This window comes from Sorangium sp. So ce176 (assembly GCF_051519835.1).
Lineage (GTDB): Bacteria > Myxococcota_A > Polyangia > Polyangiales > Polyangiaceae > Sorangium > Sorangium cellulosum_G.
The window spans coordinates 6,284,854-6,311,187 of sequence record NZ_CP150371.1; the positions used below are offsets into that span (position 1 = coordinate 6,284,854).

General features: G+C 69.4%; 16 protein-coding genes. 7 read left to right on the forward strand and 9 right to left on the reverse strand.

From position 1 onward, the window contains the following. Positions 1-579 precede the first annotated feature (579 nt). Positions 580-2,064, forward strand: coding sequence for an endo-1,4-beta-xylanase (locus WMF42_RS23445; protein WP_437684809.1), 1,485 nt, complete (start codon positions 580-582; stop codon positions 2,062-2,064). Positions 2,065-2,245: 181 nt separating this feature from the next. After that, entirely contained in the window at positions 2,246-3,853 is a 1,608-nt protein-coding gene (locus tag WMF42_RS23450; RefSeq protein ID WP_437684811.1) for a non-reducing end alpha-L-arabinofuranosidase family hydrolase, read from the forward strand. 266 nt (positions 3,854-4,119) lie between these two features. Here the strand turns inward: WMF42_RS23450 and WMF42_RS23455 are convergent, their stop codons facing one another. The 3 genes from WMF42_RS23455 to WMF42_RS23465 all read right to left on the reverse strand — a co-directional run bounded on the left by WMF42_RS23455 (position 4,120) and on the right by WMF42_RS23465 (position 8,475). Beyond that, positions 4,120-4,929: a hypothetical protein gene (locus WMF42_RS23455; protein ID WP_437684812.1), complete on the reverse strand. Its 810-nt coding sequence runs from the start codon at positions 4,927-4,929 to the stop codon at positions 4,120-4,122. A gap of 662 nt (positions 4,930-5,591) precedes the next feature. Continuing rightward, on the reverse strand, positions 5,592-6,875 hold the full coding sequence (locus WMF42_RS23460; RefSeq protein ID WP_437684814.1) for a DUF1552 domain-containing protein: 1,284 nt from the start codon (positions 6,873-6,875) through the stop codon (positions 5,592-5,594). Positions 6,876-6,984: 109 nt separating this feature from the next. After that, positions 6,985-8,475: a DUF1592 domain-containing protein gene (locus WMF42_RS23465; protein ID WP_437684816.1), complete on the reverse strand. Its 1,491-nt coding sequence runs from the start codon at positions 8,473-8,475 to the stop codon at positions 6,985-6,987. Between the two features lie 724 nt (positions 8,476-9,199). Here WMF42_RS23465 and WMF42_RS23470 point away from each other — a divergent pair. Then, positions 9,200-9,403: a hypothetical protein gene (locus tag WMF42_RS23470; RefSeq protein ID WP_434040786.1), complete on the forward strand. Its 204-nt coding sequence runs from the start codon at positions 9,200-9,202 to the stop codon at positions 9,401-9,403. Positions 9,404-9,447: 44 nt separating this feature from the next. Further along, positions 9,448-10,488 carry a Gfo/Idh/MocA family protein gene (locus WMF42_RS23475; RefSeq protein ID WP_061605355.1) on the forward strand — a complete coding sequence of 347 codons (1,041 nt, stop codon included), beginning with the start codon at positions 9,448-9,450 and terminating at the stop codon, positions 10,486-10,488. A 75-nt stretch (positions 10,489-10,563) separates the two neighbouring features. Here the strand turns inward: WMF42_RS23475 and WMF42_RS23480 are convergent, their stop codons facing one another. Together WMF42_RS23480 and WMF42_RS23485 are read right to left on the reverse strand one after the other, a co-directional pair. Further along, positions 10,564-11,712: a family 16 glycosylhydrolase gene (locus tag WMF42_RS23480; protein ID WP_437684819.1), complete on the reverse strand. Its 1,149-nt coding sequence runs from the start codon at positions 11,710-11,712 to the stop codon at positions 10,564-10,566. A gap of 181 nt (positions 11,713-11,893) precedes the next feature. Continuing rightward, the gene (locus tag WMF42_RS23485; RefSeq protein ID WP_437684821.1) at positions 11,894-13,624 is read right to left on the reverse strand and encodes a glycoside hydrolase family 43 protein; all 1,731 of its coding nucleotides are present in this window, start codon (positions 13,622-13,624) and stop codon (positions 11,894-11,896) included. Between the two features lie 850 nt (positions 13,625-14,474). Between WMF42_RS23485 and WMF42_RS23490 the strand changes: the two genes are divergently transcribed. The 3 genes from WMF42_RS23490 to WMF42_RS23500 all read left to right on the forward strand — a co-directional run bounded on the left by WMF42_RS23490 (position 14,475) and on the right by WMF42_RS23500 (position 18,621). Continuing rightward, positions 14,475-15,239, forward strand: a complete 765-nt coding sequence (locus WMF42_RS23490; protein ID WP_437684823.1) for a hypothetical protein — start codon at positions 14,475-14,477, stop codon at positions 15,237-15,239. A gap of 507 nt (positions 15,240-15,746) precedes the next feature. Then, positions 15,747-17,135: a PAS domain-containing protein gene (locus WMF42_RS23495; RefSeq protein ID WP_437684825.1), complete on the forward strand. Its 1,389-nt coding sequence runs from the start codon at positions 15,747-15,749 to the stop codon at positions 17,133-17,135. Positions 17,136-17,577: 442 nt separating this feature from the next. Further along, complete coding sequence (locus WMF42_RS23500) at positions 17,578-18,621, forward strand: SGNH/GDSL hydrolase family protein (RefSeq protein ID WP_434040792.1); 1,044 nt, start codon at positions 17,578-17,580, stop codon at positions 18,619-18,621. 92 nt (positions 18,622-18,713) lie between these two features. Here WMF42_RS23500 and WMF42_RS23505 read toward each other — a convergent pair whose 3' ends face one another. The 4 genes from WMF42_RS23505 to WMF42_RS23520 form a co-directional block, all read right to left on the reverse strand. Beyond that, positions 18,714-20,060, reverse strand: a complete 1,347-nt coding sequence (locus WMF42_RS23505) for a DUF1552 domain-containing protein (protein WP_061606279.1) — start codon at positions 20,058-20,060, stop codon at positions 18,714-18,716. A gap of 35 nt (positions 20,061-20,095) precedes the next feature. Further along, positions 20,096-21,763: a DUF1592 domain-containing protein gene (locus WMF42_RS23510; RefSeq protein WP_437684827.1), complete on the reverse strand. Its 1,668-nt coding sequence runs from the start codon at positions 21,761-21,763 to the stop codon at positions 20,096-20,098. Between the two features lie 584 nt (positions 21,764-22,347). After that, positions 22,348-23,535, reverse strand: a complete 1,188-nt coding sequence (locus WMF42_RS23515; protein ID WP_437684829.1) for a serine/threonine-protein kinase — start codon at positions 23,533-23,535, stop codon at positions 22,348-22,350. Between the two features lie 86 nt (positions 23,536-23,621). Continuing rightward, on the reverse strand, positions 23,622-26,270 hold the full coding sequence (locus WMF42_RS23520) for a protein kinase domain-containing protein (RefSeq protein WP_437684831.1): 2,649 nt from the start codon (positions 26,268-26,270) through the stop codon (positions 23,622-23,624). Positions 26,271-26,334: the final 64 nt, after the last annotated feature.

The following is a 26,334-nucleotide window of genomic DNA, read 5'->3' on the forward strand; positions in this document are numbered from 1 at the left end:
AGAGCCCGCCCTGGATTGACAGCACACCTCTCCATGCGATCCGGCCTCCCTGGAAAAGAGACACCGTATCGACAACTCATGCATGCATCGGTGGGTTCGCCTTCACTCGACAGCCATCAGGAGTTGACATCGGCAATGTGAGCGTTCACATTGCGTTGGTATCCTTTTGCTTCGCATCGGAAGCGCGGTCATGCGCACCGAGACCTTCGTCAACCGATCGAGCTCGTCACCGGTCACGCTCGCTCGGTCGTCACGGACGCGCGTAGCGGTGAGCCTCCTGGCGGGAAAGTTGAACAGGGAGGCGGGGAGACAGGGAGCATTTCGAAGCTTTCCCTCCCCGTTTCCCCGCCCCCCGGTTCAACTTTCCGAAGAGCCCGAGGGATGCCTCAGGGTCCAAGCGCTTCGAAGACGTCAAGCCCCAAGTGCGGGAGCTGCCCTGGGTTGACAGAACATCGCTCCATGTGATCCGGCCTCATGGCAAAGCGACGCTGTATCAACAATCAACGTCGATCCATGCGTCGAAGCGGCCGCTTTCACGCCACAGCCTACGACACGCCCGCCTGGGTACAGGAGAACCTCATGAGACTGCGATTCGAACGATGGCCCCTGCTGACGATGCTCGCGCTCAGCGCGTGCGTCGCCGCCGAGCAGGTCGACGAAGACGGCTACGAGTTCGACGAATCATCGGAGAGCGTCACCATCGACACAGCGGCGACCTACACGATCGTCGGCGTCCAGAGTGGGAAATGCGTCGAGGTGGCTGGTGGCAGCACCGCTGACGCAGCAGCCTTGCAGATCGCGAGCTGCAACGGCTCGACGCGGCAACAGTTCCGCATGGAATCGGCGGGCGGCGGCTACTATCGCATCCGCAACGTCAACAGCAACCGTTGCATGGACGTCGCGGACGCCTCCACCAGCGACGGCGCCCGCATCCAGCAATACTCCTGCTGGAGCGGGGAGAACCAGCAGTGGTCGTTCGCGGACGTCGCCGGCGGCGGCGTGCGCCTCACCGCACGCAACAGCGGCAAGTCCCTGGACGTCTACGGCCGCGGCACCGCGGACGGCACCGCCATGATCCAGTGGACGTGGAACAGCGGAACGAACCAGCAATTCCGGCTCACGCCCGCCAGCTCGGGCGGGAGCACCGGGAGCGGCGGCGGCGGCGGCACCGGCGGCGGCGGCACCGGCGGCGGCGGCACCGGCGGCGGCAAGTTCGTCGGCAACATCACCACCGGCGGGCAGGTGCGCGCGGATCTGTCCCGATACTGGAACCAGATCACCCCGGAGAACGAGGGCAAGTGGGGCTCCGTCGAATCCACGCGGGATGTCATGAACTGGGCCGGCATGGACCGAATCCGGAACTACGCGCGTGAGAAGGGCATTCCTTACAAGGGCCACACCCTGGTCTGGGGCGCCCAGCAGCCGGGCTGGCTCAACGGTCTGTCGCAGAGCGAGCAACGCGCAGAGGTGGAAGAGTGGATCCAGGCGTTCTGCCAGCGCTACCCGGACGTCGCCATCATCGACGTCGTGAACGAGCCGCCCCCGCACACCACCCCGGTGTACATGAACGCCCTCGGCGGCGCGGGCTCGAGCGGCTACGACTGGATCGTGCAGGCGTTCAAATGGGCGAGGCAGTACTGCCCGAACGCCAAGCTGCTGCTCAACGACTACAACAACATCGAGTACAGCAATGACAATCAGAACACGATCAACATCGTGAATCGGATCCGGGCGGCAGGCGCTCCCATCGATGGCATCGGGGCTCAGGCCCACGCCGCGTTCTCGATGTCGACGAGCACCGTGAAGGGCTTCCTCGACCGGCTCGCCGGCACCGGTCTACCGGTCTATATCACAGAGTACGATATCAACCTGGCGAACGACACACAGCAGCTCAACGTGATGCAGAGCCAGTTCCCCATGTTCTACGAACATCCGAGCGTGAAAGGCATCACGCTGTGGGGGTACGTCAGCGGCCAGACGTGGGTCGCGAACTCAGGGCTCATGAGCAGCAGCGGCCAGATGCGGCCGGCCATGTCCTGGCTGATGAACTACCTGGGGCGCTGACGCCGGGCGCGCTGGCGCGCGTTTCACCGACATCGGCGCGCCCGGGATCGCTGCGCGCGCTCGCCCGCCTGGTCGCGGGTGGACAGGGTCCACCCGTGAGGTCAGAGCTCGCGCAGCCGATCCCGGGCGCCGCCGGATGTGCCTTGCTTCCCGCTTCGTATGCCTTTGAACAGAGGGGATCATGATGAGAATTCGATTTGGACTATGGGCCCTGGTCACGACGCTCGCCGCCACGGCTGCGTGCGTCGCCGCCGAGCAGCTCGATGAAGACGGCTACGAGTTCGACGAATCATCGGAGAGCGTCACCATCGACACAGCGGCGACCTATACGATCGTCGGCGTCCAGAGTGGGAAATGCGTCGAGGTGGCTGGTGGCAGCACCGCTGACGCTGCGGCCATGCAGATCGCGAGCTGCAACGGCTCGACGCGGCAACAGTTCCGCATGGAATCGGCGGGCGGCGGCTACTATCGCATCCGCAACGTCAACAGCAACCGTTGCATGGACGTCTCGGGCGCCTCCACCAGCGACGGCGCCCGCATCCAGCAATACTCCTGCTGGAGCGGGGAGAACCAGCAGTGGTCGTTCGCAGACGTCTCCGGCGGCGGCGTGCGCCTCACCGCGCGCAACAGCGGCAAGTCCCTGGACGTCTACGGCCGCGGCACCGCGGACGGCACCGCCGTGATCCAGTGGACGTGGAGCGGCGGGACCAACCAGCAATTCCGGCTCACGCCCGTCGGCTCGGGCACGGGCGGCGCGGGCGGCGGCGGGACCGGCGGCAGCGGCGGGGCCGGCGGCAGCGGCGGGGCCGGCGGCAGCGGCGGCAGCGGCGGGGGCGGCGAGAGTTGCGGCCTGCCCACCAGCTTCCGCTGGCAGTCGAGCGGCATGCTGGTGAGCCCGAAGTCCGACGCGACGCACAACATCGTGTCCATCAAGGATCCGACGGTCTCGTTCTTCAACGACCGATGGCACATCTACGCCACCACCGCGAACACCGCCGGGAACTGGCAGATGACGTACCTGAACTTCACCGACTGGTCCCAGGCCGCGTCCGCGCCGCAGTACTACATGGATCGTACGCCCGGCTTCAGCGGCTATCGGTGCGCGCCGCAGATGTTCTTCTTCAGGCCTCAGAACAAGTGGTACCTCATCTATCAAGCGCAGCCGCCGCAGTTCTCCACGACCACCGACCCGAGCCGCCCGGAGACCTGGACCAGGCCGCAGAACTTCTTCGCGTCCACGCCCGCTGGCATGCCCAGCCTGCCCATCGATTACTGGGTGATCTGCGACAGCGCCAACTGCTACCTCTTCTTCACGGGCGACGACGGCAAGATGTACCGCAGCCAGACCACCGTGCAGAACTTCCCGAACGGGTTTGGCCCGATCTCGATCGCCCTTCAGGACTCGAACCGCAACAATCTGTTCGAGGGGAGCTCCACGTACAAGATCAAGGGCATGAACAAGTACTTGACCCTGATCGAGGCCATCGGCCCGACGGGCGCCAGGTTCTATCGCTCCTTCACCGCCGATCGCCTCGACGGCACCTGGACCCCGCTCGCGCATACGTGGAACGCGCCGTTCGCAGGTCAGAACAACGTCACCTACGCGCCGGGCGTGGCTGACTGGAGCGACGACGTCAGCCATGGAGAGCTGGTGCGCGACGGCAACGACGAGACAGCGACGATCGACACCTGCAATCTGCAGTTCCTGTACCAGGGACGCAATCCGAGCTCGGGCGGCGAGTACTCGCAGCTCCCGTATCGCCTCGGCTTGTTGCAGGCGGTTCGTTAGAGGGCCGAACCTGTTGGAGTTCATCGAGCTCCAACAGGTTGCCCCGCCTCCTCGATCAGCTTGCTCGCCCGTGCCAAGCTCCTGGCTCGCTGCTGCGCGCCGGAGGTCGAGCGGGTCTCTGCTGACGCCCACATCGCAGCGCGGTCCCTTTCCGTGCCGCGATGTGGGCGAGCGCGTGCTCGACAGCTGTCCGCTGCCGGGCACGGGGGCGATCTGAGTCAAGGCGAGCGACGATTCGGGTCGCGCGGCAGGCTTGCCGACACGCCCTACTTGCTCACCGACAGCACGTCGAGGTGCAGCATCTGGCCGGTGGTCGGCGCCGTGTCGTACGGCGGCAGCCCCTCGAAGTAGTCCTTGGTCCAGTTGGCGATCTGGCGTTCGTTGCCGTCGTTCATCACCACCTTGACCGTGGCGCCGCCGTTGACCCGGATCGTCGCCTCGTAGTCCGCCTTGTGAATGTCGTGAGCGCGGTACTGGTAGTTGTTCAGCCAGTACGTCTGGCGCGGCTCGCTCACCTCGATCGAATATTGCTGGTAATTGATGGCGTCGCCCGGGCCAATTCTGCCGCCGATCATGAACGGCTTCATGGGCATCTCGCCCCCCACGATGTCCGTCGGCTCCCAGACCCCGCGCACCCGCAGCGTGACCGAGTACGTCGTGTCCGGATCGCCGCCGAAGGTCACCTGCTTCTCGATGCGCTGGGTGTTGGGCGGATGATTGCACGTCGCCATGGGGGCCAGCGGCAAGGGCGTCGACGGGTCGCAGGGGGCATCGACAAACAGCTTGTCCAACCCGCTCGCATAGCTTGCCAGATCTGGAGCGGCGCCGCCGCTGCCTGCATCGACGGCACCGCCGCCGCCGCCCGAGCCGCCGCCGCCGCCCGAGCCGCCGCCGCCACCCGAGCCGCCGCCGCCACCCGAGCCACCGCCGCCACCCGAGCCCGACGCGGCGTCCTGCGTGCTTGCATCGCCCGGCGCTACTCCCGCGGTTCCCCCGGTTCCCCCCGTGCCGCCCGTCTCGGTGCTGCTGCATCCGGCGACCGTGAGCAGCAGCGCAAGCAGAGCCATCGCCGGCATTGCGGAGCTGCTCCGCATACCTGCGGCATCGGGACTCGGGCCGGGGTCATCGATTGCGGTGCGGTTCGCGCAGACGAGCCGCGGTGTAACAGATGAAGAGATACAGTTCATAGAGCCAGTATCCTGCGTTTGTGAAGCGCCCGCAAGAGAGGGCAGAACATGATTCAATCGATGGCGCAACGACGTGCGAATCAGTCGGAGAGCGCCCAGCCGTCCAGCCCCGCCAGAGCACCGGTCGCGGTGCTCAAGCGAGAAATGAACCGCCAGGACGCCAAGAACGCCAAGAACGCCAAGAACGCCAAGATAGGATTCTCTTCTTGGCGTCCTTGGCGTCCTGGCGGCTCGAATTTCTGCGCTTTTCAGGCAGCTTCAATCGGTTTGTCGCTCCAGGCGGCTGGGCGCAGCGTCGAGCGCAGCCGCTGGTTGGGCCGTCTACTCCAGCACCCTGGTCGCCGAAACCGTAGCGAAGCATGTCAATTCACGTCTTCGAGCATAGGTGGACGGTGGCCGCCGCCGGATCGCGGCGCTGTCGGCGTGGGTCGCGGCAGCGGGCCGCTCGATCGCGAGGTGGGTTGTCCCCGATCCGGGGACGATGGGACGGCGCCGGCAGGTGGGCCGGCGCCTGCGGAGGGCCTCTTCCAGAGGCCCTCGCGACGCCGCGCTCAGACCTGGATGCCCGCGAGCGGTGACGTGACCCGCCCCGCGTCGATGCCGAGCTCCGTCGCCTTCGAGCCCATGATCTGAGCGACCGTCAGGAGCGCCTTGCTCAGGTTGTCGCCGGGGAAGTTGTGGTGCTCGTCGCCGCGCAGCCGCCCGCCGGCCTTCCCCGCGAGGAGCACCGGCCATTCCGCCTTCGTGTGCACCTTGCCCCAGGCGGTGTCGGACGTGACGAACACGAGCGTGTTGTCGAGCAGGTTCGAGCTGCCGTGCGGCGTGCTCTTGAGCTTCGTCAAGAACTCGTTCAGGCAACGCATCGTGTAGATCACGCCCTTGTCGACGCGAGGCTGACTCGATTGATCTCCGGCGTCCCCGTGGCAGATGGTGTCGTGGAAGTCGTCGTTCATGTCCTGCGCGAGGTGCCGGTAGTAGACGTGCGCGGCGGGCAGCGAGAACATGAACGAGAGCACGCGGGTCCTCTCGCAGGCGAGCGCGAGCGCCGAGAGCTCGACCATGGCGGAGTTCACCTGCGGGGGCGCTTCGCTCTGCGAGTCCTTGCCGGCGGTGGGGGCCGTCGGGTTGCTGCATGCGGCCGGGGAGCCGCCGCCGGGGGCCGTCGCCTCGAGCCGCCGCTCGATGGCGCGGATCGACTCGAGGTGCTGCTCCACGCGCTGCCTGTCGGCCGCCCCGAGCCGCTGCTGCAGGCTCGCGCCGTCTTGCAGCACCGAGTCGAGCACGCTCTTCCTGACGTTCGCGAGCTTCGCGGCCTGCTCCGCTCCGTCGTCGCTCGGCGCGGGCGCGCCGCCCGTGAACAGCCGATTGAACACGGCCCTCGGATCGAACTCCGGGTTGTTGCGCGAGTTCGGCCCCTTGTGCGAGACCGTATGCAGCGAGTCCTGAGGGCCGCCCGGCGTCGCCGGCGTCAACCCCACCTCGAGAGACCGGTACGCCGTCCCCTCGGAGGTGAGGCTCGCGACGACCTGGTCGATGGATGGGGCCCGCACGGCGTTCCCGTTGAGCGGCGCGCCTGTCGTTGCCCCCGCCGACCCCGTGGGGTGCTCGAAGCCGGAGACGACGAGCTTGTTCTCGAGGCCGCTGATCACCGTGAGATGAGACTTGTGCTCCGCGAGCGGCTGGAGCTGGGGGCTGAGCTCCCAGGCCGAGCCGGAGCCCGTGCGCGCCGGCTTCCAGCGGCCGGGCAGCGTGCCATTGCCGAAGAACCACGTGACGTAGAGCGGCGAGACAGGCGTGTTCGATTGCGCGAACGCCGTGCCGCTCTCGTTCAGCATGATCTCCAGCAGTGGGAGCGGGATGGTGACGGCGGCGCCCGTCGCCAGCAGACCCCGGAGAACGGTTCGTCGGTTCAATGCTTTGATGGTCATCGGGGGCACCGTGCGTTCAGGGTTGGGGGCCGACGGAGGAAAAGGCTTCGCTCGTCACGACGTCGAGGACGAGCTCGCGCAGCTTGAACCCCGACGCCTCGAACGACGCGGCCAGCGTGTTCAGCACGCTGCCGTCCACCTTTCGCTCCTCGTGGCCTGCTGCATACGCGTAGTACTTGCGGACGAGGCACCGGGCGACCTCGTCGCTCGCGCTCACGGTCATGCCGAGCTCACGCGCGTCGGCGACCGGCTCCCCGTTGAAGTCGCCGCTGGAGTCGATCGGCAGGCCGTGATCGGTCGTGCGGTAGCGGCCGATCGCGTCGAACGTCTCGAGCGGCAGGCCGAGCGGGTCCATGAACCCGTGGCAGCCGGCGCAGGCAGGAGCGGTCCGATGGGCCTCGAGCCGCTGACGCTTGGTGAGGGGCCTGTCCGCGGGCGGCTCCGGGAGCTCGAGGGCGATGTCGCCGGGGGGCGGCGGGACGGGCGTGCACATGAGGGCGTCCCGCATGAACTTGCCGCGCAGCGTGGGCGAGCCCTCTTTCTGGTTGGCGAACTGCGAGAGGAAGCCGGCCTTGCCGAGGATCCCGACGCGCGGGCCGTCCGCAGGCAACGAGCGAACCTCGAAGGTGCTCGAGCTCAGGCCTGTCGTGTCGAGGCCGTAGAGCTGGGCGAGCTCGGTGTTGACGACGACCTTCGTTGTCGAGAACAGCTCGAGCGCGCTCGCCTGCTCATCGAAGGCGAGGACCTGCCATGTGTCTCGCATGTCGCGAACCATCGCCGCGCGCAGGGCGGCGTCGTACTCCGGAAACAGCTCCACGTCCTTCGCCTGCGTGCCGATCCGATCGAGCCGCATGTACTCCTCGGCGAAGGCGCCAACGGCCTCGCGTCCAGCGGGCGCGTCGAGCATCCGCGTCGCCGCGGCGCGGACGCCCTCCGTCGTGTCGAGCGTCCCGCTCGCTGCCTCGTCGAGCAGCGTCCTGTCCGGCAGGCTGTTCCACAGGAGGAACGCGAGCCGGGACGCCATCTCGTAGCCCGTCAAGCGGAGCGACCCGTCGGCGCTCGGAGCTCCGAGCTCCGGGCGATACAGGAAGTTCGGCGACGAGAAGAGGGCCACCGTCGCCCAGCGGACGCCCTCGACGGCGCTGCCGAGCTCCGCCGCGGCCTCGCTGGCGACAGCCGCGAGCCTGTCGACCTCCGCCGTCTCGAGCGGGCGGCGCCACGCTCGAAGCCCCTGCGCCTGGAGGAAACCGCGAACGCAAGCGTCGTCCTGCGCGCCGCTCGGCGTGCAACCGATGAACTGGTCCCGCTTCGCGGAATCCGCAAACACAGCGTCCACGGCGCTCTCGATGGCCGTGTGGTACTGCTCGACGCCTCGTTCCGAGGTAACGACTGTCGCGGCGCCGATGACAGCGAAGTTTCCGTTCCAGCTATCGGCGTCGAGCGCATCGGTGTTGACCTCGACGCCGAACACGTCGCGCACGGCATTGCGGAATTGCGTTCTCGTCAAACGACGCAGCATCCCGGCCGCGGGCTGGAACGGCGGAGGGTCCGAGCCCATCGCCGAGCCCGTCGACGGCCCATCGCCTCCGGCGGTGGATCCCCCGGCGTCATCCACCGGATCACCCAGCGCGCCCGTGCACGCGGCTGCGAACGCGAGCGCACAGACGGCGGCGGCTTCTCTTGAGGAACGGAGCTCGTGCCAGGACGGCTTCTTCATCTTGCTCTCCGAGATTGCGAGGGGTGACGACGCACGGGTACCCACATCTGGCGACCATGCCTGAGAGCAACTGCTCGTGCTGCGAAACCCATCTCGCCCGGCGTGACGGAACGTGGAGCACCTGACCGTGGCCCCGGTGGATCACCGCTGGCAGAACGCCAAGCACCCTCCTCGGCAACCGCTCTCGCGACGGCCGAACGGAACCCGTGCCGAAACCCGTCAGACGACGAAGGTCTCGGCACGCAGAACGGACCCACCCAGGTCGAAGCCGAAGGATACCCCTCGCTACATGTGAACGATCACATTTCTGATGTCAAACCCAATCAACCGGCCCGACAGGGATCCTCGAGCGCGGTGAGGAGGATAACGCTGGCGCGCCTGCGGAGCGCCGCGTCACGGGGGGCGGGCCCCGCAGCTGTCGATTTTGGATTGACGTACCAAATGTGAGCGCTCACATTTGCAGGGCTGCGATGGAGTGGCCGAGCTTGCCCTTCACCTGAGCAGGAGGCGGCGGATGTCGATGCGCATGAAGCTGATGGGTGCCGTGACGATGAGCCTCGGCCTTGGCTTTGCCGTCGGCTTTGCGGGCGGCTTTGCTGGGGCAGCGTGGGCCGCCGGCGGGACGGCGGGCGTCCCCGCATCGGTCGCCGAGGCGAAGGATTTCGGCTGCGGCGCAAAAGGACAGAAAGCCTGTCCGTCGATTCACGTCGAGCGGTGACAGACGCGCCGTCGACCCCCGGGGTCGCGCGCTGGGAGGTGCCCATGTCCACATCTGCCGAAGGTCCGAAGTCGAGCGAGCACCTCACCCCCGTGCGCTGGGGCGTCCTCGGGGTGAGCAACTTCGCGCTGAAGGTCAGCCTGCCCAGCATGGGGCGGGGGCCCCTGACCCAGCTCGCCGCGCTGGCGTCGCGCGACCTCGACAAGGCGCGCGACGCCGCGCAGTCGCTCGGGATCCCGAAGGCGTACGGCAGCTACGATGAGCTGCTCGACGATCCGGAGATCGACGCCGTCTACATCCCGCTGCCCAACCACCTCCACGTGAAGTGGACGGCGCGCGCGGCCCGCGCCGGCAAGCACGTCCTGTGCGAGAAGCCGATCGCGCTCAGCGCCAAGGACGCCGCGGCGCTCGTCGACGTCCAGCACGAGACGGGCAAGCGGATCGCCGAGGCGTTCATGATCCGCCACCACCCGCAGTGGCAGCAGGCCAGGGACTGGGTGCAGAGCGGCCGGATCGGCGAGCTTGTCAGCGTCCAGACGGCGTTCTCGTACTTCAACCGCGACGCCACCAACATCCGCAACAGGATGGAAGTCGGGGGCGGCGCGCTCTACGACATCGGCTGCTACGCGGTGAACACGTCGCGCTTCCTGTTCGGACGCGAGCCCGTGCGGGCGATGGCGCTCGTCGAGCGCGATCGCGAGTTCGGCACCGATCGCTTGACCTCGGGCATGCTCGACTTCCGCGGCGCGCACCTGACGTTCACGTGCAGCACGCAGGCCGTGGCCTACCAGCGCGTGAACGCGCTCGGCACCAGGGGCCGCATCGAGATCGAGATCCCGTTCAACGCCCCCGGCGATCAGCCGTGCAAGCTCTTCCTCGATGACGGCTCGACGCTGAACTGCAGCTCGGCCAAGGCGACAACACTTGCTGTCGTCGACCAGTACCACCTCCAGAGCGAGGCGTTCTCGCGCGCCATCCGCACGGGGGGCCCCGTCGAGAACCCGATCGATGTCGCGGTCGGCAACATGCGCGTCATCGACGCGCTCTTCCGCTCCGCCGAGAGCGGGCGCTGGGAGAGGATCTAGCGGCGCCCGGCGTCGTCACGACCGCGACGGCGAGGATGCCTGCCGCCCCGCGGCGCCTCCGAGCAGCCTGCGCGGTCAGCCACGGGTCCGGCGCCGTCGCAACGTCAGGGCGGAGAGCCCCACGGCGAGCGCCGCGGCCCACGAGTTCGTCGTGCCGCTGGCTCCGGCGGCGACGCACCCGCAACCTCCGTCGAGGCCCCCCTCGTCCGGAATGATCCCGTCGCTCCCACCTCCCTCGCCCGGTGCGTCGCCGCCCCCGGAGGAGGAGGTCACCGTCCCCGCCCCGCCCGCGCCGCCGCCGGACGAGGTGGTGGTCGCCGCCCCCGCCCCGCCCGCGCCGCCGCCGGACGAGGTGGTGGTCGCCGCCTCCGCCCCGCCCGCGCCGCTCCCGGACGAGGTGGTGGTCGCCGCCCCCGCCCCGCCCGCACCCGCGCCGGGCCCTGTGTCTTCATCGCGGGGCACGGCTCCGTTGAAGCCGACCTGCCCCTCCCGCGTCAGCGACAGCACCAGCGTGCCATCTTTCACCGTCACGTTCTGCGGGTCGAAGTCCACGCGGTTCCCGTCGAACGTCCAGTCCGCCTTGCTCCATCGCGCGCCGTCCAGGGAGTCGAAATCGTCCTGCCACGCGAGCTCGAAAGCGCCGTTGTTGTAGCGATAGTACTTGATCCAGTTGACGAACTGGTGCTGCGGGAGGACGGAATCGTCGAACGCTCCTACCCACTCGACGACATCGGAGGACCACAGGTTCATGCGCAGGCCCTGGGGATTCGTCAGGGTGGCGACCTGCGCGCCCGTCGTCCGCCTGACCTCCCTCCCGTCGAAGCTCCAGGCGACGTACTCCGGCGTCCACTCCAGCGTGTAGGTGTGGTAGCCGTCCGCGAGGGAGGCGTCCGCCGTGTGCACCTGCTCCGACGTCACCCGCGTGCCCATGCCGGTGATGATGTTGGACTGCCAGCTCCGGGCGTTGTCCTTCCCGAAGACCTCGATATCGATCTCCTCCCAGAATGCACCGGACAGCTCGGAGCCGTCCTTGTAGGTGAAGAAGGTCGACAGGATGCCGCCCCCGCGCGCCATGCGCATGCGCACCTCGATGCGACCATGAAGATAGCCCTGGGGCGTGTAGAGCTCTCCTCCCTTGTAAGGCTTCGCGACGGCGGTCGAGCTCACCGCGAGCGTCAGCGAGGCAGCGGCGAGCATCAGACCTGCGCGATAATTCGTGAACATGATGGAACCTCCAGTGAGAACGTGAATACAGGCAGTGTCCGTGAGATAGTTCATCGTGTCGAGCCGCCTGCGCCAGCGGCGGCTGAGGGGAGCTGAGCCGGGCGACGCCGGCTCAGCTCCCCTCGCCGCCGCCGGCGCAGGCCCAGATTTCCGCGGGTGCCGCGGCCATCGCACCCGATCGTCAGCTCGCGGCGGCCCCGCCCCGCCCAGCGTCTCGGGCACGGCGCCGCCGCGCGGCGACCGCGCCCAGCGCGATCAACGCGGCGAGCGCGCCCGCGGAGGAGCTGGACCCCGAGCTGGCCCGGTAGGCGCACCCGCCCTCGTCGCCGCCGGCGTCGTCACCGGAGGCGGCGCCAGCGCCGCCCGTGCCGCTGCCCACCGTTGCTCCGCTGCCGGTCGTCGCGGCGCTGCTGACGCTCCCACCCCCGCCGGAGCCGCCGCTTCCCGTCGCTCCCCCTGCACCCACGCCCGGAGCGCCCCCGCCGCCGGTCGGATCCGGATCCGGGTCCGGATCCGGATCCGGGGCGTCGAGCGGAGTGAACCTCCACCAGTTGACATTGAACAGATAACCGCTTCCACCGGTGAACTTGAGGTATAGATCGTGTATCCCTGTCGCACCGTCGACCGCGCAGGACGTGGTGACCCAGGTCTGGAAGCCGCCGGTCCCCTGGACCATGCAGGTTCCCACCAGCGTGCCTGTCGCGCTGTCGAGGCGCAGCTCGATGTTCCCGCCGCTTGTAGCCGAGGCCACCCTTGCGTCGAAGGACACCGCGCCGGTGCCGAAATCCACGCCCTTCACCTTGATGTAGTCGCCGTTCTCGATCGACCCGACGTCCATTCCTCCCTCGCTGCATGCCTCGGTCTCGACGCCGGATCCCCAGGCCATGGTCTCCGCCTCCGTCATGACATACGGATTCAGGGTACCGACGCCGGGCGCGCCCGCCTGGGTCATCTTGATCGTCGGGAATGTACCATCGGCGTTGAACGTGAACTGCTCGACGGCCGTGGACCGGTGAAAGCCTCCGCCGCCCGGCAACGCGCCGTTGTGATAGAAGAAGTAGGAGTTCCCCTTGAAGTCGATGACGCCCGCGTGGTTGGTGAAGCTGCTGCCCTCCGTGGGCATGATGACCCCCCGGTAAGTCCACGGGCCGGTGGGGCTGCTGCTCGTGGAGTACGCGATGTACTCGGAGATAGGGCCAGCCGCATACACCAGGTAGTACAGGCCATCGCGCTTGTAGAGCCACGGACCTTCTTCGTACTTCGTCGTGTGGCGACCATCATCATTCCCGGTGCGCTGCCCGAAGCTCGCCGCCGTCATGGGCACGCGTACCACGTCTCCCTTGTAGGAGACCATATCTTCGTTCAGCTTCACGTAGCACACGCTGGGGTTTCCCCAGTAGAGATAGGCCTGGCCGTCGTCGTCGATGAACACCGTCGGATCGATGTCGCCGCAGTTGGCGGTGATCAACGGCTTCCCCAGGGCGTCCTTGAACGGGCCGGTGGGGCTGTCCGACACGGCCACGCCGATGGTCATCCTGTTGAGCGAGGTGCTCGTCACAGGGACGTAGTAGTAGAACTTTCCGTTCCTGTGGATCGCCTGGCCTGCCCACGCGTCTCCCTTGGCCCAGCTGAAGTCGCGATAGCTCAGCGGTGAACCGTGATCTGTCCAGTTCACCATGTCCTTGGAGGAATACACTCTCCACTCATTCATCCCGAACCAGTCCGTCGCGCTGTCTTCGTCGTGCCCGGTGTAGAGATATACCGTGTCGTCGTAGACCATGGGCGCAGGATCGGGGGTATAGACGGTCTGCACGATGGGATTGTCTGCCAGGGCGGCGGACGGGAGCGCTGTCACGCCACAGATCGACAATGCCGTCGTGAGGACCTTACGCTGGAGGGAGGTCGTTGCCATTCCTGGATCCTTGCTGCTCTCCTGAGACTTCGTCAGGTGTTGCCGGATGTCGTGGATCGCCCGGGTCATGATGCTCGGCGCTTCTCGTCGGGTGATTCGCCGCCAAGGCAGCCCGCTGGGCGGGCTGGCACGGATCGTCTTTCACGGCAGAAGAAAGGATCGGCGGTAGACGGCATTCGAACTCTCAAACCCGGCGACTCTCCGGCGGGGCGCACAGCGCGGCGTGGTGCTCGACCGCGCGTGAGCGGCCCCCTCACGACCATGAGGGTCGCGGATGTTCCGAGACGACCGGGCGAAGAACGTGAGCGTTGCCTGGTGCCGGGACCGATCGGGGTGACGAAGGTCTCGGCGCGCACGACGAATCATCCAGGGCGAAGAAAGAGAATACGTTTAGGGGACAATGTGAACGATCACATGATCGGCGTCAACCCTGATCGACACCCCCGGGGCGTCTCCAGTGTCGCCCCCGGAGTCCCCTCGCGACGCCGCGCTCCGGAGGAGCCCCGCCGCGTCCTCCCTGCGAGCTCGAGGAGACCGCGGGCCGGTCGATCGGCATTGACACAGAAAATGTGATCGTTCACATTCGCGCTCGCGGGCATCCTTGCGCTGCGCTCCGGGAGGCTTGCGAGCATCCGCTCGACTCCCCTGCCCCCGCCGAGCTGACCCGCGCCGACAGCTTCACGCCGATCGTGACGCGAGAGACGCGTGGGAGCGGTCGTGAGGCAGCCCGAGCTGCTGCACAGGGCCGCTCACGGATCTGACATGGCCATTCGAACGAGACGCGATGTCAACGAGACGAAGCTCGGCTTTCCCAGCTTCTATACCGGCGCCCTCGCCGGACGGGTGTAAAATGAGAATCTCTCTGCTCGTGGTCCCTTCAATCATGGTCCTTCTTGCCTGCGGCTCCGATGCCGACCCGCCTCCGGACAACCAGGCGGCGTCCAGCTCCACCAGCGCCTCGGGCTCTGGCGGAGGAGCGACGACGGGCGCCAGCACGAGCGCCTCCAGCAGCGCGGGCTCCGGCGGGGCCGGCGGCAGCGGCGAGGCCGGCGGCAGCGGCGAGGCCGGCGGCAGCGGCGGGGCCGGCGGCAGCGGCGGCGAAGACCTGCTCGCGGCGGCCGCCAGCATCGACGGCTTCCGCTGGGAGATTCCGTGCGACGAGGACCCAGGCAACCGCGACGAGTGTTCGACGTCCAAGCGGGTCGACGAGACGAGGACGTTCGGCGGCTCGCCCGACACGATCTATCAGGTGACCGTCCGACTCCGCGGCGTCGTCGAGCCGGAGACGTACCGGGGCGGCACGCCCGACGGCATGCACTTTCGCGTGGGCGGCACGCCCGACAACGCGACGTACAACGTCTACAGCTTCTCTGTCTCCGACCCGCCCGAGGTCTACTACCTCAACGATAGCCCCACCGTCGGTCACGACGTGTTCATCATCGACCATACGAAGACCATCCCGGTCCGGGGCGGAGCCACCGTGTCCTTCAAGGGCGACGATCCCAATCGTGTCATGATCGCCAACTTCAAGCACTTGGTCGTGGACGGCGTCCCCCCGGCGCCCGCGCCTTTCGTCGGTCAGTTCATCCAGCTCGACGTGCAATCCGTCGAGTAGACGCAGCCCTGACCGCGCGCCGCGGCGCTCGCGCTCGTGCGCGCCGCGGCGATCCTTGTCGGCGTCGCCCCCCCGGCGGGAGCGCTCCCGCCCCCGCCCGTTCGATCTCTCGACCCCCCGCTTCCGCTGCTCGTCGCCTCGCCGCTCGTCGCGCCGCCGGCCAAAGCGCTCCATATGTGAACGTTCACATGTCAGGCGTCATACCCATTCGACCCGGACATTCGAGCCGCCGCGGGCGAGGGCGCCGATGCGCGAGAGCGCGACGCACGACGCGATGAGCCCGGGAGAACGTCGCCCCGGTCCACCGCGGGCGGGGGCAGGCGCGCGCTGTGGGTGGGCCGGGTCGGATTTCTGGCGAGACCTCGACTTGCAAAACCGTTAGACTGCGGGGGACGCGCTCTCGGATCAGCGCGCGGAGGAGCGAGCATGAGCCGCGACAGGGGCGAGCGGACACCCGGATTGAGCGGACGCGCGGACGCGGAAGGCGCATCTGGAGACGACCACGACTTGGTAGCAGGGAACACAAAGAGCGGGAATCGGCAGCTCGACGGGCTCCCCGCGCCGGGCGGAATGTCCGCGCACATCGAGGATCACACGGACTACAAGGCAGAGTGCCGGGCGCTGCGCGCGCGCGTGGAGGAGCTTGAGCATGAGCTCGCCAGTCGGCGCGGCGAGATCGAGAGAGAGAGAGGGCTGGTCAGCGCGGCGGCGGCGTACATGGATCCTCCGTTCGTGGGGGGCGCCATGCAGGTGCCGGCGCTGATCCACTGGCGCCTGGATGGCACCGTGACGCGCTGGAACGACGCCGCCGGACGCCTCTTCGGCTGGAGCGAGGGCGAGGCCGTGGGCCGCCGGCTCTCCGACCTCGTGGCCGCGGATCCGGTGTCGCCCGAAGAGGTGCAGGCGTTCGATCACGACCCCGCCGAGAGCTTCTTCGCGACGACAACGAGCGCCGGCACGACGAGAGAGGGAAACGCGATCACCTGCCGGTGGACGTACGCCGTGCTGCGCGACGAGCGAGGCGACGTCCGAGAGATCGCTGCCATCGTGGATGAAGGCGACGATCCGCGGCGGAGGGTGCGCCTGCTGCTCGAGCGCAATCAGATGCTCCTGCAGCTCGTGGACAACTCGCCGAACGTCATGTTCATCAAGGACGCGGAGGGGCGCTACGTGTTCCTCAACCGCCACTACGCGCGCGCCCTCGGGCGGCATGTCATCGAGTTCCTCGGCAAGGACGAGCATGAGTTCGGCGCCACGCCGCCCGGCGTCGCCGACGCGATCGTGGCGAAGGAACGGGAGGTGCTCGCGAGCGGCCGGGAGATGCGGTACCAGGAGGTCCTGGACTACGGCAGTCAGGATTACTACTTCTTCACTGTCAAGTTCCCCGTTCGCAACGAGCGCGGCGAGCTGACCGGCGTCGGCGGCGTCGTGAGAGAGGACACCGACCTGAGGCGCGCGGAGGCGGAGCGGGCCGCGCTGCAGGAGCAGATCATCGCCGCGCAGCAGGAGGCGCTCCGGGAGCTGTCGACGCCGCTCATCCCGCTCGCCGACGGCGTCCTGGCCATGCCGATCGTCGGGACGATGGACGGCGCGCGCGCGGGGCAGATCATGGAGACGCTGCTCACCGGGATCAGCAGCCAGCGCGCCCACACCGCGATCCTGGACGTCACCGGCGTGCGCGCCGTCGACGCGCTCGTCGCCCATGCGCTGACGCGGACGGCGCGCGCCGCCCAGATGCTCGGCGCGCGCGTGGTGCTCACGGGCATCCGCCCGGAGGTGGCGAGGGCCCTGCTCGAGCTCGGCGCGGACCTCTCCGGCATCATCACGCTGGGCACCTTGCAGAGCGGCATCGCCCACGCGCTCCGGCCCACGGAGCGCCGGCGCGTCGCCCAGTGACGCGCGCCCTGGCTGTGCGTCGCCTGCGCAGCCGCGGATGACGCCGAGCTCCTGCCCGCGCGTGTTGGTCGAGGTGGCCCCGCGCAAGGGCACCGCCGCGTTCTCCCGGAGCCGATGAGCTCGTAAGCGCCTGCGGCGTGGCCCGCGAGCCTGGTCATCCGTCGAGATCGAGGACGGCCGCGCCCCCGTCCATTTTGATTGACACCCACAATGTGAGCGCTCACATTCCGCTTCGGGTACCTTCCGCTGTGCACGCCGAGACCGTCGTGCGTCCCCGGGTCGCCGGGACCGGGATCGATCTGCGCGCCGACAACGGTGTTCCTCCCTTGAGCTCGCGAATCTTCCAGCCGGCCAATCGAGATTGCTCAGTGTGGATGTGATCTTTCACCCTCGCCGAGCTCCGCGGATGTCCGCGTCGGCGTACGTGATAAGGAGGAATGCGATGAGCCTGGTTCGAACGAATGCTTGGCAGTGTGGGTCGGGCGAGCGGAGCGATGTGGAGCTCCGGAGGCCGCGCCGCTCGACGTGGGTCGCGCTGGCGGGGGCTGCCGCGCTGGTGGCGATGCTCAGCGGGTGTTCCGATGAGCCGGGAGAGGCGCTGTCGACCAGCTCCGGGACCGGCGGGGGCGCCGCGTCGGGCGTGACCAGCGGCGGAATGACGAGCGGCGGGGTGACCAGCGGGAGCAGCGGCGGCGGAGCCACCGCGGGCAGCACGACAGCCTCGGGCGGCGACGGCGGCGGCACCACCAGCACCGGTGACCAGGGCGGCGGCGGCGCAGGTGGCCAGGGCGGCGACGGCGCGGGCGGCCAGGGCGGCGGTGACACGGCTGGCACGGGGGGCGCGGGCGGGTTCAGGCCGTGCCCGACGAGCGGGGAGCCCTGCAAGATCCTGCCGCTCGGCGACTCCATCACGGACGGGGTCGGGGTGCAGGGCGGCGGCGGTTACCGGATCGAGCTGTTCAAGAAGGCGCGGGCCGCGGGCAAGAACATCACGTTCGTCGGGTCTCTGGTGAACGGGCCGTCGATGGTCGACGGTGCTGCGTTCCCGCGGAATCATGAAGGGCACAGCGGCTGGAGGATCAATCAGATCGCCGGGCTGGTGCCGACACCAGCGCTCGCGGATCACCCGCACATCGTGCTGCTCCATGCGGGGACCAACGATCTGACCCAGAACGATAACATCCCCATGGCGCCGCAGCGCGTGGGCGCAGTCCTGGACAAGATCTTCGCCTCGTCCCCGGAGACGCTCGTGGTCGTGGCGCAGATCATCCCGATCACCTTCGCCGATCCCACGGTGGTCACCTACAACAACGCGCTGGTGGACATCGTGGAGACGCGGGCAGCCGCCGGGCAGCACGTGATGCTGGTGGACATGCACACCGGGTTTCCGGCAGCGGAGCTCCCGGACAGGATCCACCCGAACGAGCCCGGCTACGCGCGCATGGCGAACGTCTGGTACGCGGCGATCAGCGACCTGCTGCCGTGAGGCGACGTCGCGCTCGCGGCTTCCCGTTGCGACGATCACGCGCGCGCCGCGTCGCGTGATCGTCGCAAGCCTGCGCTCCGCGCGCAGGATGTCTACGTCAGGTTCGTGAGCGGCCCGGTGCAGTAGCGCGGGTCGCCGAACGTGTCCCGGGTGTCGCCGAACAGGTTCAGAATCGAGACGAGCAGGTTGTTGTGGGGGAGGTTCGGGTACCGGACCCAGCGTCCGGTGCGCAGGCCGCCGCCGCCGCCGGCCAGCAGGAACGGCATGTTCGTCTTGTTGTGGCTCGGCGGGTCCGAGAGCTCGGACCCGAAGAAGACGACGCTCTCGTCGAGCAGCGAGTGCCCGCCCATGTCGACCTTCTCCATCTCCTGCAGGAGATAGAGGTGCTGCTTCGAGTACCAGTTGCAGATGCGCTCGCACTCGGCCGGCTTGAAGCCGCCGTCGTGCTGGTAGTAATGGTGGTGCTCGGTCAGGTTGAGCCAGGGGAAGGTGTGCTTCGCCTCGGTGTCGCTCCACTGAAGCGTGCCGACAGCGGTGATGTCGCAGGCGAGCGACATCACCAGCATGTCCATCATGAGCTTGCCCACCTTGGGGATCGCCGCGTCGGTCGAGGTGTCCTTGATCGAGCCGTTGTCCGAGGAGTTGAGCCCCGTGCGCGGGTTGTAGTCGGACGTGTCGACCCGCTCCGGCGCCTTGCACGCGCTCGTCTCGACCGGCACGTTGCTGATGCTCATCTCGATCTCGCGGATCTTCGTCAGGTGCTGGTCGATCTTCTGCCTGTCGGCGGTGCCGAGCCGCGAGGACAGGGCGGAGTAGCGCCCGTCGAGGAAGTCGAGGATCGATTTCTTTCGCGCGAGGCGACGGGCGGCATCGTTGCCGGCGGTGGGATCCAGCGAGCCAAAGAGATCGGTGAAGATCTCCATGGGATCGAGGCGCGGCGGGATCGGCTTGAACGGCGCGTTGGTCTCGAAGTTCGCGGCGTTCATCGGCGACACGAGGCCGTGGGACTTGCCCGTCGCCCAGCGCACCGCGATCTCGATGCTCGCCTTCGCCTTCTGACCGGCGGAGATCCGGGAGGCGATCACCTGATCGATGGAGGGCCCGTTGCCGTAGCCGCCGTTCGGGGAGCCCTCCTGGGCCGTGCCCGTGAGCCAGGCGATGATCCCGGCCTGGTGCTGCTCACCGCGCGCGCTCTTCAGGTCGAGGCCGTCGACGACGAGCAGCCGGTCCTGCACCGGCGCGAGCGGCGACAGGATGGGGCTCAGGGTGAAGTTCGTCTCGGTGCCGGTCGGCCGCCAGCGGTCCATCACGGTCCCGCCCGGCGTGTAGACGGAGAGGAAGCGCTTGGCGGGAGCGGGGGCGGCGCGCGCGGTACGCTCGGGGCCCATGATCTCCAGCCAGGGGAGCGCGATGGCGATGGCGCCAGCACCGCGCAGCACGGCACGTCGGCTCAAGCGAAAGTTCGACATAACCATCACTCCTCTTGGGCAGCCATGTAGTGGAAAGCGTCCGTCTGCGTGAGCTCGACCAGGAGCTGCTTGACGTTGTATCCGGACGCCTTGAAGGCGGCCTTGACGTCCGTCTTGGTGCAAGCGTCCTCGGAGCGCAGCGTGAGACCATAGCCGTACTCGGCCCAGCGCGTCGCGAAGCAGCCCAGCACGTCCTCGTTCTGGGCGAGCTCACGCACCAGCTCGATCGGCCCGCTCACCGTGACGTCCGTGCCCGGGACCCCGCCGCTGGCGTCGATCTGCACGTCGTTCTCGGTCGTGCGGAACTGGCCGACAGCGTCGTAGTTCTCGAACGGAAACCCGGCCGGATCCAGGAACTGGTGGCACCCCGCGCAGACAGGATCCTTGCTGTGCTGGCTGAAGCGCTCCCGCGCCGTCGCGCCGGTGTACGGATCCGGCGGCTTCACCCGCTCCAGGATGTCGCCGGTGGGGAGCGGGATCTTCTGGCACATCAGCTTCTGGATCACGAACGAGCCGCGGATCACGGGGTTGGTGTTGTTCGAGTGCGTCGTCCCGGCCATCACGCCCGCCTGGGTGAGGAGCCCGAGGCGCTGGGTGGTGTCGAGCTGCACCTGCTGGAACTCGTCGCCCGTCACGCCCTCGACGCCGTAGAACGCCGCGAGAGGACCATTCATGAACGAGTACGGGGCCGTCAAGATGGACGGCCAGGTGCCCGTCCCCTCGAAGATCTCGTGCTCGAGGAACCGCTGCGTCTCTTCGCGCATGAACGAGCCGAGCGTCCGCGAGAAGGTCGGGAACGCCTCCGCGTTTCGCTCGAGGTCCGCGAGGTTGCTGATGGGGAGCAGGTTGTCGAAGAAGAACCGGACGGTGGTCCGGAACCGAGGGTCCACGATCATGCGCTCGGCGTGCGCCCGCACGCCCTCCTTCGTGGAGAGCTCACCCGCCTGCGCCGCCCTGCGCAGCTCGTCGTCGGGCATCGTGCCCCAGAGCAGGTACGAGAGCCGCGTCGCCATCTCGTCGCCCGTGGGCCGGCGGAGCGCGGGGCGCTCCGGGTCGGGCGTGCCCCACTCGATGCGGTAGAGGAAATCGGGCGATTGAAGCAGCGCCTCGATCACCGTGGCGATGCCGACGTCGAACGTCGCGTCCGTGCGCCCGACCGTGTAGAGCGCGAGGAGCTCGTCCGCCTCGCCGGCGGCGAGCGGCCTCCTGTAGGCGAGCGGCGCGATCCGCTCGACGATGGTGCGCGCGCACGCTTGCTCGCTGTCCGCGCGCACGTCGCTCGCGCAAGGGGCGAGCTTCGCGAGCGCCTCCTTCGTGGCGGTCGCGCGCCGGGCGACGCCCTCCGCGACGGTGCTGAGCTGCTCGGCCAGCAGGCTCGAGACAGACAGGGCGTCGGCGTCGTTGCCAAAGCCGTTTCCGACATCCTCGCTCGGCAGCGAGAAGGCTGGCTCGGTCGTGTCGCCGAAGAGGTCGCGAACGGTCTTGTTGTACTCGAACCGTGTCAGCCGCCGCAGCGGCGCCCGGCCGGGGTGAATCCCGCCATCCTCGCAGACGCGCGGGTCGACCGTGGTGGGGTTCCCGCCGGTGGGCGAGGTGGGATCGTCCGTGGAATCGTTGGAGCGCGTGTCGCCGCCCAGGCTCCCGGTGCAGCCGCTGGCCAGGATCAACGCCATCGCGACAGCCGACCGACAGCCCCTGAGAGGACGCGCCCGCTCATGTTCTGAGGACCTGGACATGGTTCTCTCTCTTCGCCCGCTGTGGGCACGCTAAGTGGAGTGTGGGCGGGACATGGTGTTCCCCCTCGCCCGTGTCGCGATCGATCGTTGCCACCTCGGCCTGAAGCACCCTCGACGACGCACCGAGGGGACCCCATCAGCCACCGCATTGCTGGACGCTGCGCTTCCGTGACGGCCGATCGAACGGAATCGGTGCCACGATCGACCCGATGACGAAGGTCGCAGCGCGCGTGACGCCCCGCTCGAAGAGCGAAGCGAAAGGATACCCCTGACCGCAATGTGAACGATCACATTTTCGGTGTCAACTTGAAATCGGCCGGCTTCCGCGCGCGCTCGAGCCCGGGAGAGGAGACGCCGTTCGAGCGGCTCCGGAGCGCCGCGTCAGGAGGGGCGACCGGCGTGTCGAGAGCTGTCGCCTGCTGTGTGCGGCGCCCGGAGCGTACTCCGGCGGCGCGCGGGCAGAGCCGGGATCGAGGGCGGCCGCGGTCGGTCAGCTCATTTGAGCTCGAACATGTGAACGATCACATTTTTCTCACCGGACGGTGGCCGCTCGTGGGCCGCCGCGGCGCCAGCATCCCGCTGGAGTCCCCCTCGCCCACCACCCCCGCCGCGTGCATCGACCGCAGGGCGGCGACGATCTCCGGCGTGACGAGCGGCCCGCCGGGGGCATACGACGACGCCAGCGGCTTCAGCGGCTCCGGGAGGGTCGCGTCGACGCGCGCGCCGACGCGCCCGCGCGACGGCGCGTGCCCCTCGCGCTCGGCCGCGGCGCGGAGCTCCTGCGCGAAATCGGCGGCGGTCGGCCAGCGCGCGTCGCGATCGCGCTCGAGCGCCCGCGCGACGGCGGCCGTGACCGCCTCCCCCACGCCCTCGCGCTCGCGCGAGAGCGGCGGCACCTCCCGCTCGAGCACGGCGTGGAGGATCGACAGCATGCTGCTGCCGATGAACAGGCGCCTGCCGGCCACCGCCTCCCACGCGACGACGCCGAGGGAGAACACGTCCGAGCGCCGATCCAGCGGCCGCCCGTGCGCCTGCTCCGGGGAGAGATAGCTCAGCTTCCCCTTCACCGTCCCCGTCTTCGTGCGCGTCGTGCGGCGCAGGGCGTACGCGAGCCCGAGATCGCAGATGCTCGCCCGGCCGTCGACGCCGACGAGGATGTTCGACGGCGAGATGTCCCGGTGGATCACCTGGAGCAGCTCCCCCGAGCTGTCGCGCGCCTCGTGCGCCGCGTGCAGCCCGTCGGCCGATTGCGCGATGAGATCGAGCGCGTCGCCGACGTCGAGCACCTCCGGAGGCCGCGTGAGGTGCTTGAGCGTCACGCCGACGACGAGCTCCATCACGATGTACGGCGCGCCCGCGTCGTCGAGGCCGTAATCGAGGATCGGCACGAAGCTCGGGCTCACGACGCGCGACGCGATGCCCGCCTCGTCGAAGAGCATCGCCGCATAGCCGGATTCGTACCGCAGGTCGGCGCGGATCCGCTTCAGCGCGACGAGCGGCTCGCGCCCGGGATCCGCGCCGGCCGCGCCCGCCGCCTCGGCCGCCACCGTCCCCGCTCCCGCCGTGCCGGCCGCCTCGGCCGCGGCGCCCGTAGCCCCCGCGCCGGACGGCCGGGCGCGCCGGGCGATGAAGACCTCGGCCATGCCGCCCGTGGCGAGCTGCAACAGCAACTCGTAGGGACCGACAGCGCCCAGCCCAGACGAATCCATGCTCGATACTCTGGGCGGCGAGTTATCACGTCAATGGAAATCCATCAAGCTCGCCCCATTTCCGTGTTGTCGTAATCGCGCGCCGCCTACGCAGAACCGCGCGCCGCGAGCGACCCGGCGCCGCCCGCGCTGTCGGCCTCGATGCCCCGCTCGGCGTGCTCGGCCAGCACGCGCTCGTCGCGCTCGCCCACCGAGCGCAGCCAGCGCGCAGCGGCCTGGTGGCCGGCCCGGCGATCGCCGTCCGTCAGCATCCCGTAGGCGGCGTCGCGCACAAGCGCGTGGCGGAACGTGAGCTCGTCGTGGCCCGGGTAGCGCGAGCCGCTGCGCCGGGCGATGAGCTCCTCCTCGATCAGGCCCTTCAGCCAGCGGTCGACCGACTCGATCGGCGTGCCGGCGCCGAGGAGCTGCCGCACCCCCTCGGGCCAGAAGCTGCCGCCGAACAGGCTCGCCGCCCGCAGCGTGCGGCGCGCCTCGGCCGGCAGCGCCTCGATGCGCGTGTGCATCAGCGCCACGACCGTGGGCGGCAGGTCGCTGCGGCCCTCGGCGCGCGCGCGCATGAGCTCCTCCAGGAAGAACGGGTGGCCGTCCGCGTGCTCGACGAGCCGCGCCACCTCGGACCGCGCGAGCTCGTCGCCGAACACGCTGCGGACGAGCCGCTCGGACGCCCGCGGGCTGAGCGGGCCGAGCTTGATGTGCTGCACCCCGCGCTGCCCCCACAGCCCGGGGAACGTCTCGGTCACGCTGTGGCGCGCGAAGCCGAGCACGAGCAAGGGGCGATCCGAGAGCGCCTGGAGCGCCTCGTCCAGCACAGCGACCGAGGCGTGATCGCCCCAGTGCATGTCGTCGAGCGCCACCACGACCGGCCCCGCCTCGCACCGCGCGGCGAGCCAGTCGAGCACGGCCCGGCGGGCCTGCTCGCCGAGGAGGACGGCGTCCGCCCGGGCGGCGTCGAGCTCCGGATCCGGGTCGTCGAACGGCGTGCCCGCGATCTCGCCGAGGAACCACGCGACGCGCCGCGCGTCGTCGGCGGACGCGGGGAGGACGCGCGCCAGGTGGTCGCGGATCTTGCCGCGCCGCGCCTCGATCGGCTCGCCGGGCAGGCAGCCGGCGGCCGCGAGGACGATCTCGCCGAGCATGCCGAACGGCGCCCCCGCGGCGATCGGCTCGCCGCGCGCGACGTAGACCGCCGCGCGCGCGTCGCCGTCGCGCACGGCGCGGACGAGCTCGCAGCGCAGGCGCGTCTTGCCGATGCCGGCCTCGCCGAGCACCAGCGCGGCGCGCGCCACGGGCTCGTCGGCGCTCTGATCGAAGAGGCCGCGGAGCATCGCGAGCTCGCGGTCGCGCCCGACGAACGCGGTGACGCGCCCGAGCAGCGTGCCCTCGGGCTCGGAGCCGTCGCGCTCGCCCTTCAGCAGGAACGAGGGGCCGTCGCCGGTCACCTCGAAGCGCGGGGCCGCGAGCCCCGCCGTGACCTCGTCGATGCGCACGTCGCCCTCGACCTCGCGCAGCCGCGCGACAGCGCGATCGATGACGTCGCCCGAGGGCAGGCGCTCGCCCACCTGCGCCCGCCCCGTGGCGAGCGCGACAGGGCGCCCGGGCAGGCGCGCCTTCATCGCGAGCGCGCACTGCGCGGCGCGCGCGGCGAGGTCGAACGCGACCATGGTGCCGGTGCCGCCGCGGCCGGTGAGCACCTCGTCGCCCTGCGAGGTCAGGAGCACCATGCGCGTGCCGCCCGCGAGCCGCACGCGCTCGCCGCCGAACGCCTCCGCGACCTCGGCGACGACGCGCTCGACGCCGCGATCGCTCGCCGGCTCGGGATCCGCGGCGCCGAGGTCGACGAGGACGACGCTGATGAGCCGCCGCTCGTCGCCCGTCACCGAGGCGGGCGCGCCGCCCGCGCCCTCGCCGGGGGAGCGCGCGAGCAGGGCGCGCGTCTCCGCGAGCGCCGCGGCCGCGGCGCGCCCGTCGGCGGGGCGCGCGGCCGGGTCCTTCGCGAGCAGGCGCGCGACGAGGTCGTCGATGGGGGGCGGCACGTCCGGGCGGCGATCCGCGAGGCGCGGCGCTTCCTCGAGGAGGATGCGGCACATCTCGGCGAGCGGGTCGTCGGCGGCGAACGGGCGCTGCCCCGCGACGCTCTCGAAGAGCAGCACGCCGAGCGCGAAGACGTCCGCGCGCGCGTCCACGTCGGCGTCGCCGCGCGCCTGCTCCGGCGCGACGTAGCCGAGCGAACCGACGAGCGAGCTCGCCTCGGTGACGAGCGTGGTCGACGCCGCCGCGCGCGCGACGCCGAAGTCGAGCAGCACAACGCCGTCGACGCGGCCGTCGCGGAGCAGCACGTTGCTCGGCTTGAGGTCGCGGTGCGTGATCCCGAGCGCGTGCACGGCGGCGAGCGCCTCGGCGATCTGGTGCGCGACGAGCAGCGCGTCGGCCACGGGGAGCGCGCCCTGCTCGAGGCGCTCGCCGAGCGTGCCCCCGTCGAGCCACTCCATCGCGAGCCACAGGGCGCCGTCGTCGCTCGTGCCGTGCGCGATGTGGTGGACGATGAGCGGGTGCTGCACGGCCTCGAGCAGGCGCGCCTCGCGGCGGAAGCGGGGCGCGAGCTCCGGGGGTGCGACCTTGAGCGCCACGGGGCGGCCGGTGAGCTGATCGGTCGCCCGGTACACCGTGCCCATCCCGCCGGCGCCGGCAAGGCGGTGCACCTCGAACCGGCCTGCGACCAGCGTGCCCTCGCGCATGGCGCAAGCTTATCCGAGAGCCCCTGCGACGTGCGCGGTCCGCGCGCTCGCTGGTGACGGTCCG

Excerpts from the sequence above, each read along its gene's own strand:
- WMF42_RS23445 (WP_437684809.1), top strand. The coding sequence starts at position 580 with ATGAGACTGCGATTCGAACGATGGCCCCTGCTGACGATGCTCGCGCTC.
- WMF42_RS23450 (WP_437684811.1), top strand. The coding sequence starts at position 2,246 with ATGATGAGAATTCGATTTGGACTATGGGCCCTGGTCACGACGCTCGCC.
- WMF42_RS23455 (WP_437684812.1), bottom strand. The coding sequence starts at position 4,929 with ATGCCGGCGATGGCTCTGCTTGCGCTGCTGCTCACGGTCGCCGGATGC.
- WMF42_RS23460 (WP_437684814.1), bottom strand. The coding sequence starts at position 6,875 with ATGCTGAACGAGAGCGGCACGGCGTTCGCGCAATCGAACACGCCTGTC.
- WMF42_RS23470 (WP_434040786.1), top strand. The coding sequence starts at position 9,200 with ATGTCGATGCGCATGAAGCTGATGGGTGCCGTGACGATGAGCCTCGGC.
- WMF42_RS23475 (WP_061605355.1), top strand. The coding sequence starts at position 9,448 with ATGTCCACATCTGCCGAAGGTCCGAAGTCGAGCGAGCACCTCACCCCC.
- WMF42_RS23480 (WP_437684819.1), bottom strand. The coding sequence starts at position 11,712 with ATGTTCACGAATTATCGCGCAGGTCTGATGCTCGCCGCTGCCTCGCTG.
- WMF42_RS23485 (WP_437684821.1), bottom strand. The coding sequence starts at position 13,624 with ATGGCAACGACCTCCCTCCAGCGTAAGGTCCTCACGACGGCATTGTCG.
- WMF42_RS23490 (WP_437684823.1), top strand. The coding sequence starts at position 14,475 with ATGAGAATCTCTCTGCTCGTGGTCCCTTCAATCATGGTCCTTCTTGCC.
- WMF42_RS23500 (WP_434040792.1), top strand. The coding sequence starts at position 17,578 with ATGAGCCTGGTTCGAACGAATGCTTGGCAGTGTGGGTCGGGCGAGCGG.
- WMF42_RS23510 (WP_437684827.1), bottom strand. The coding sequence starts at position 21,763 with ATGGCGTTGATCCTGGCCAGCGGCTGCACCGGGAGCCTGGGCGGCGAC.
- WMF42_RS23515 (WP_437684829.1), bottom strand. The coding sequence starts at position 23,535 with ATGGATTCGTCTGGGCTGGGCGCTGTCGGTCCCTACGAGTTGCTGTTG.
- WMF42_RS23520 (WP_437684831.1), bottom strand. The coding sequence starts at position 26,270 with ATGCGCGAGGGCACGCTGGTCGCAGGCCGGTTCGAGGTGCACCGCCTT.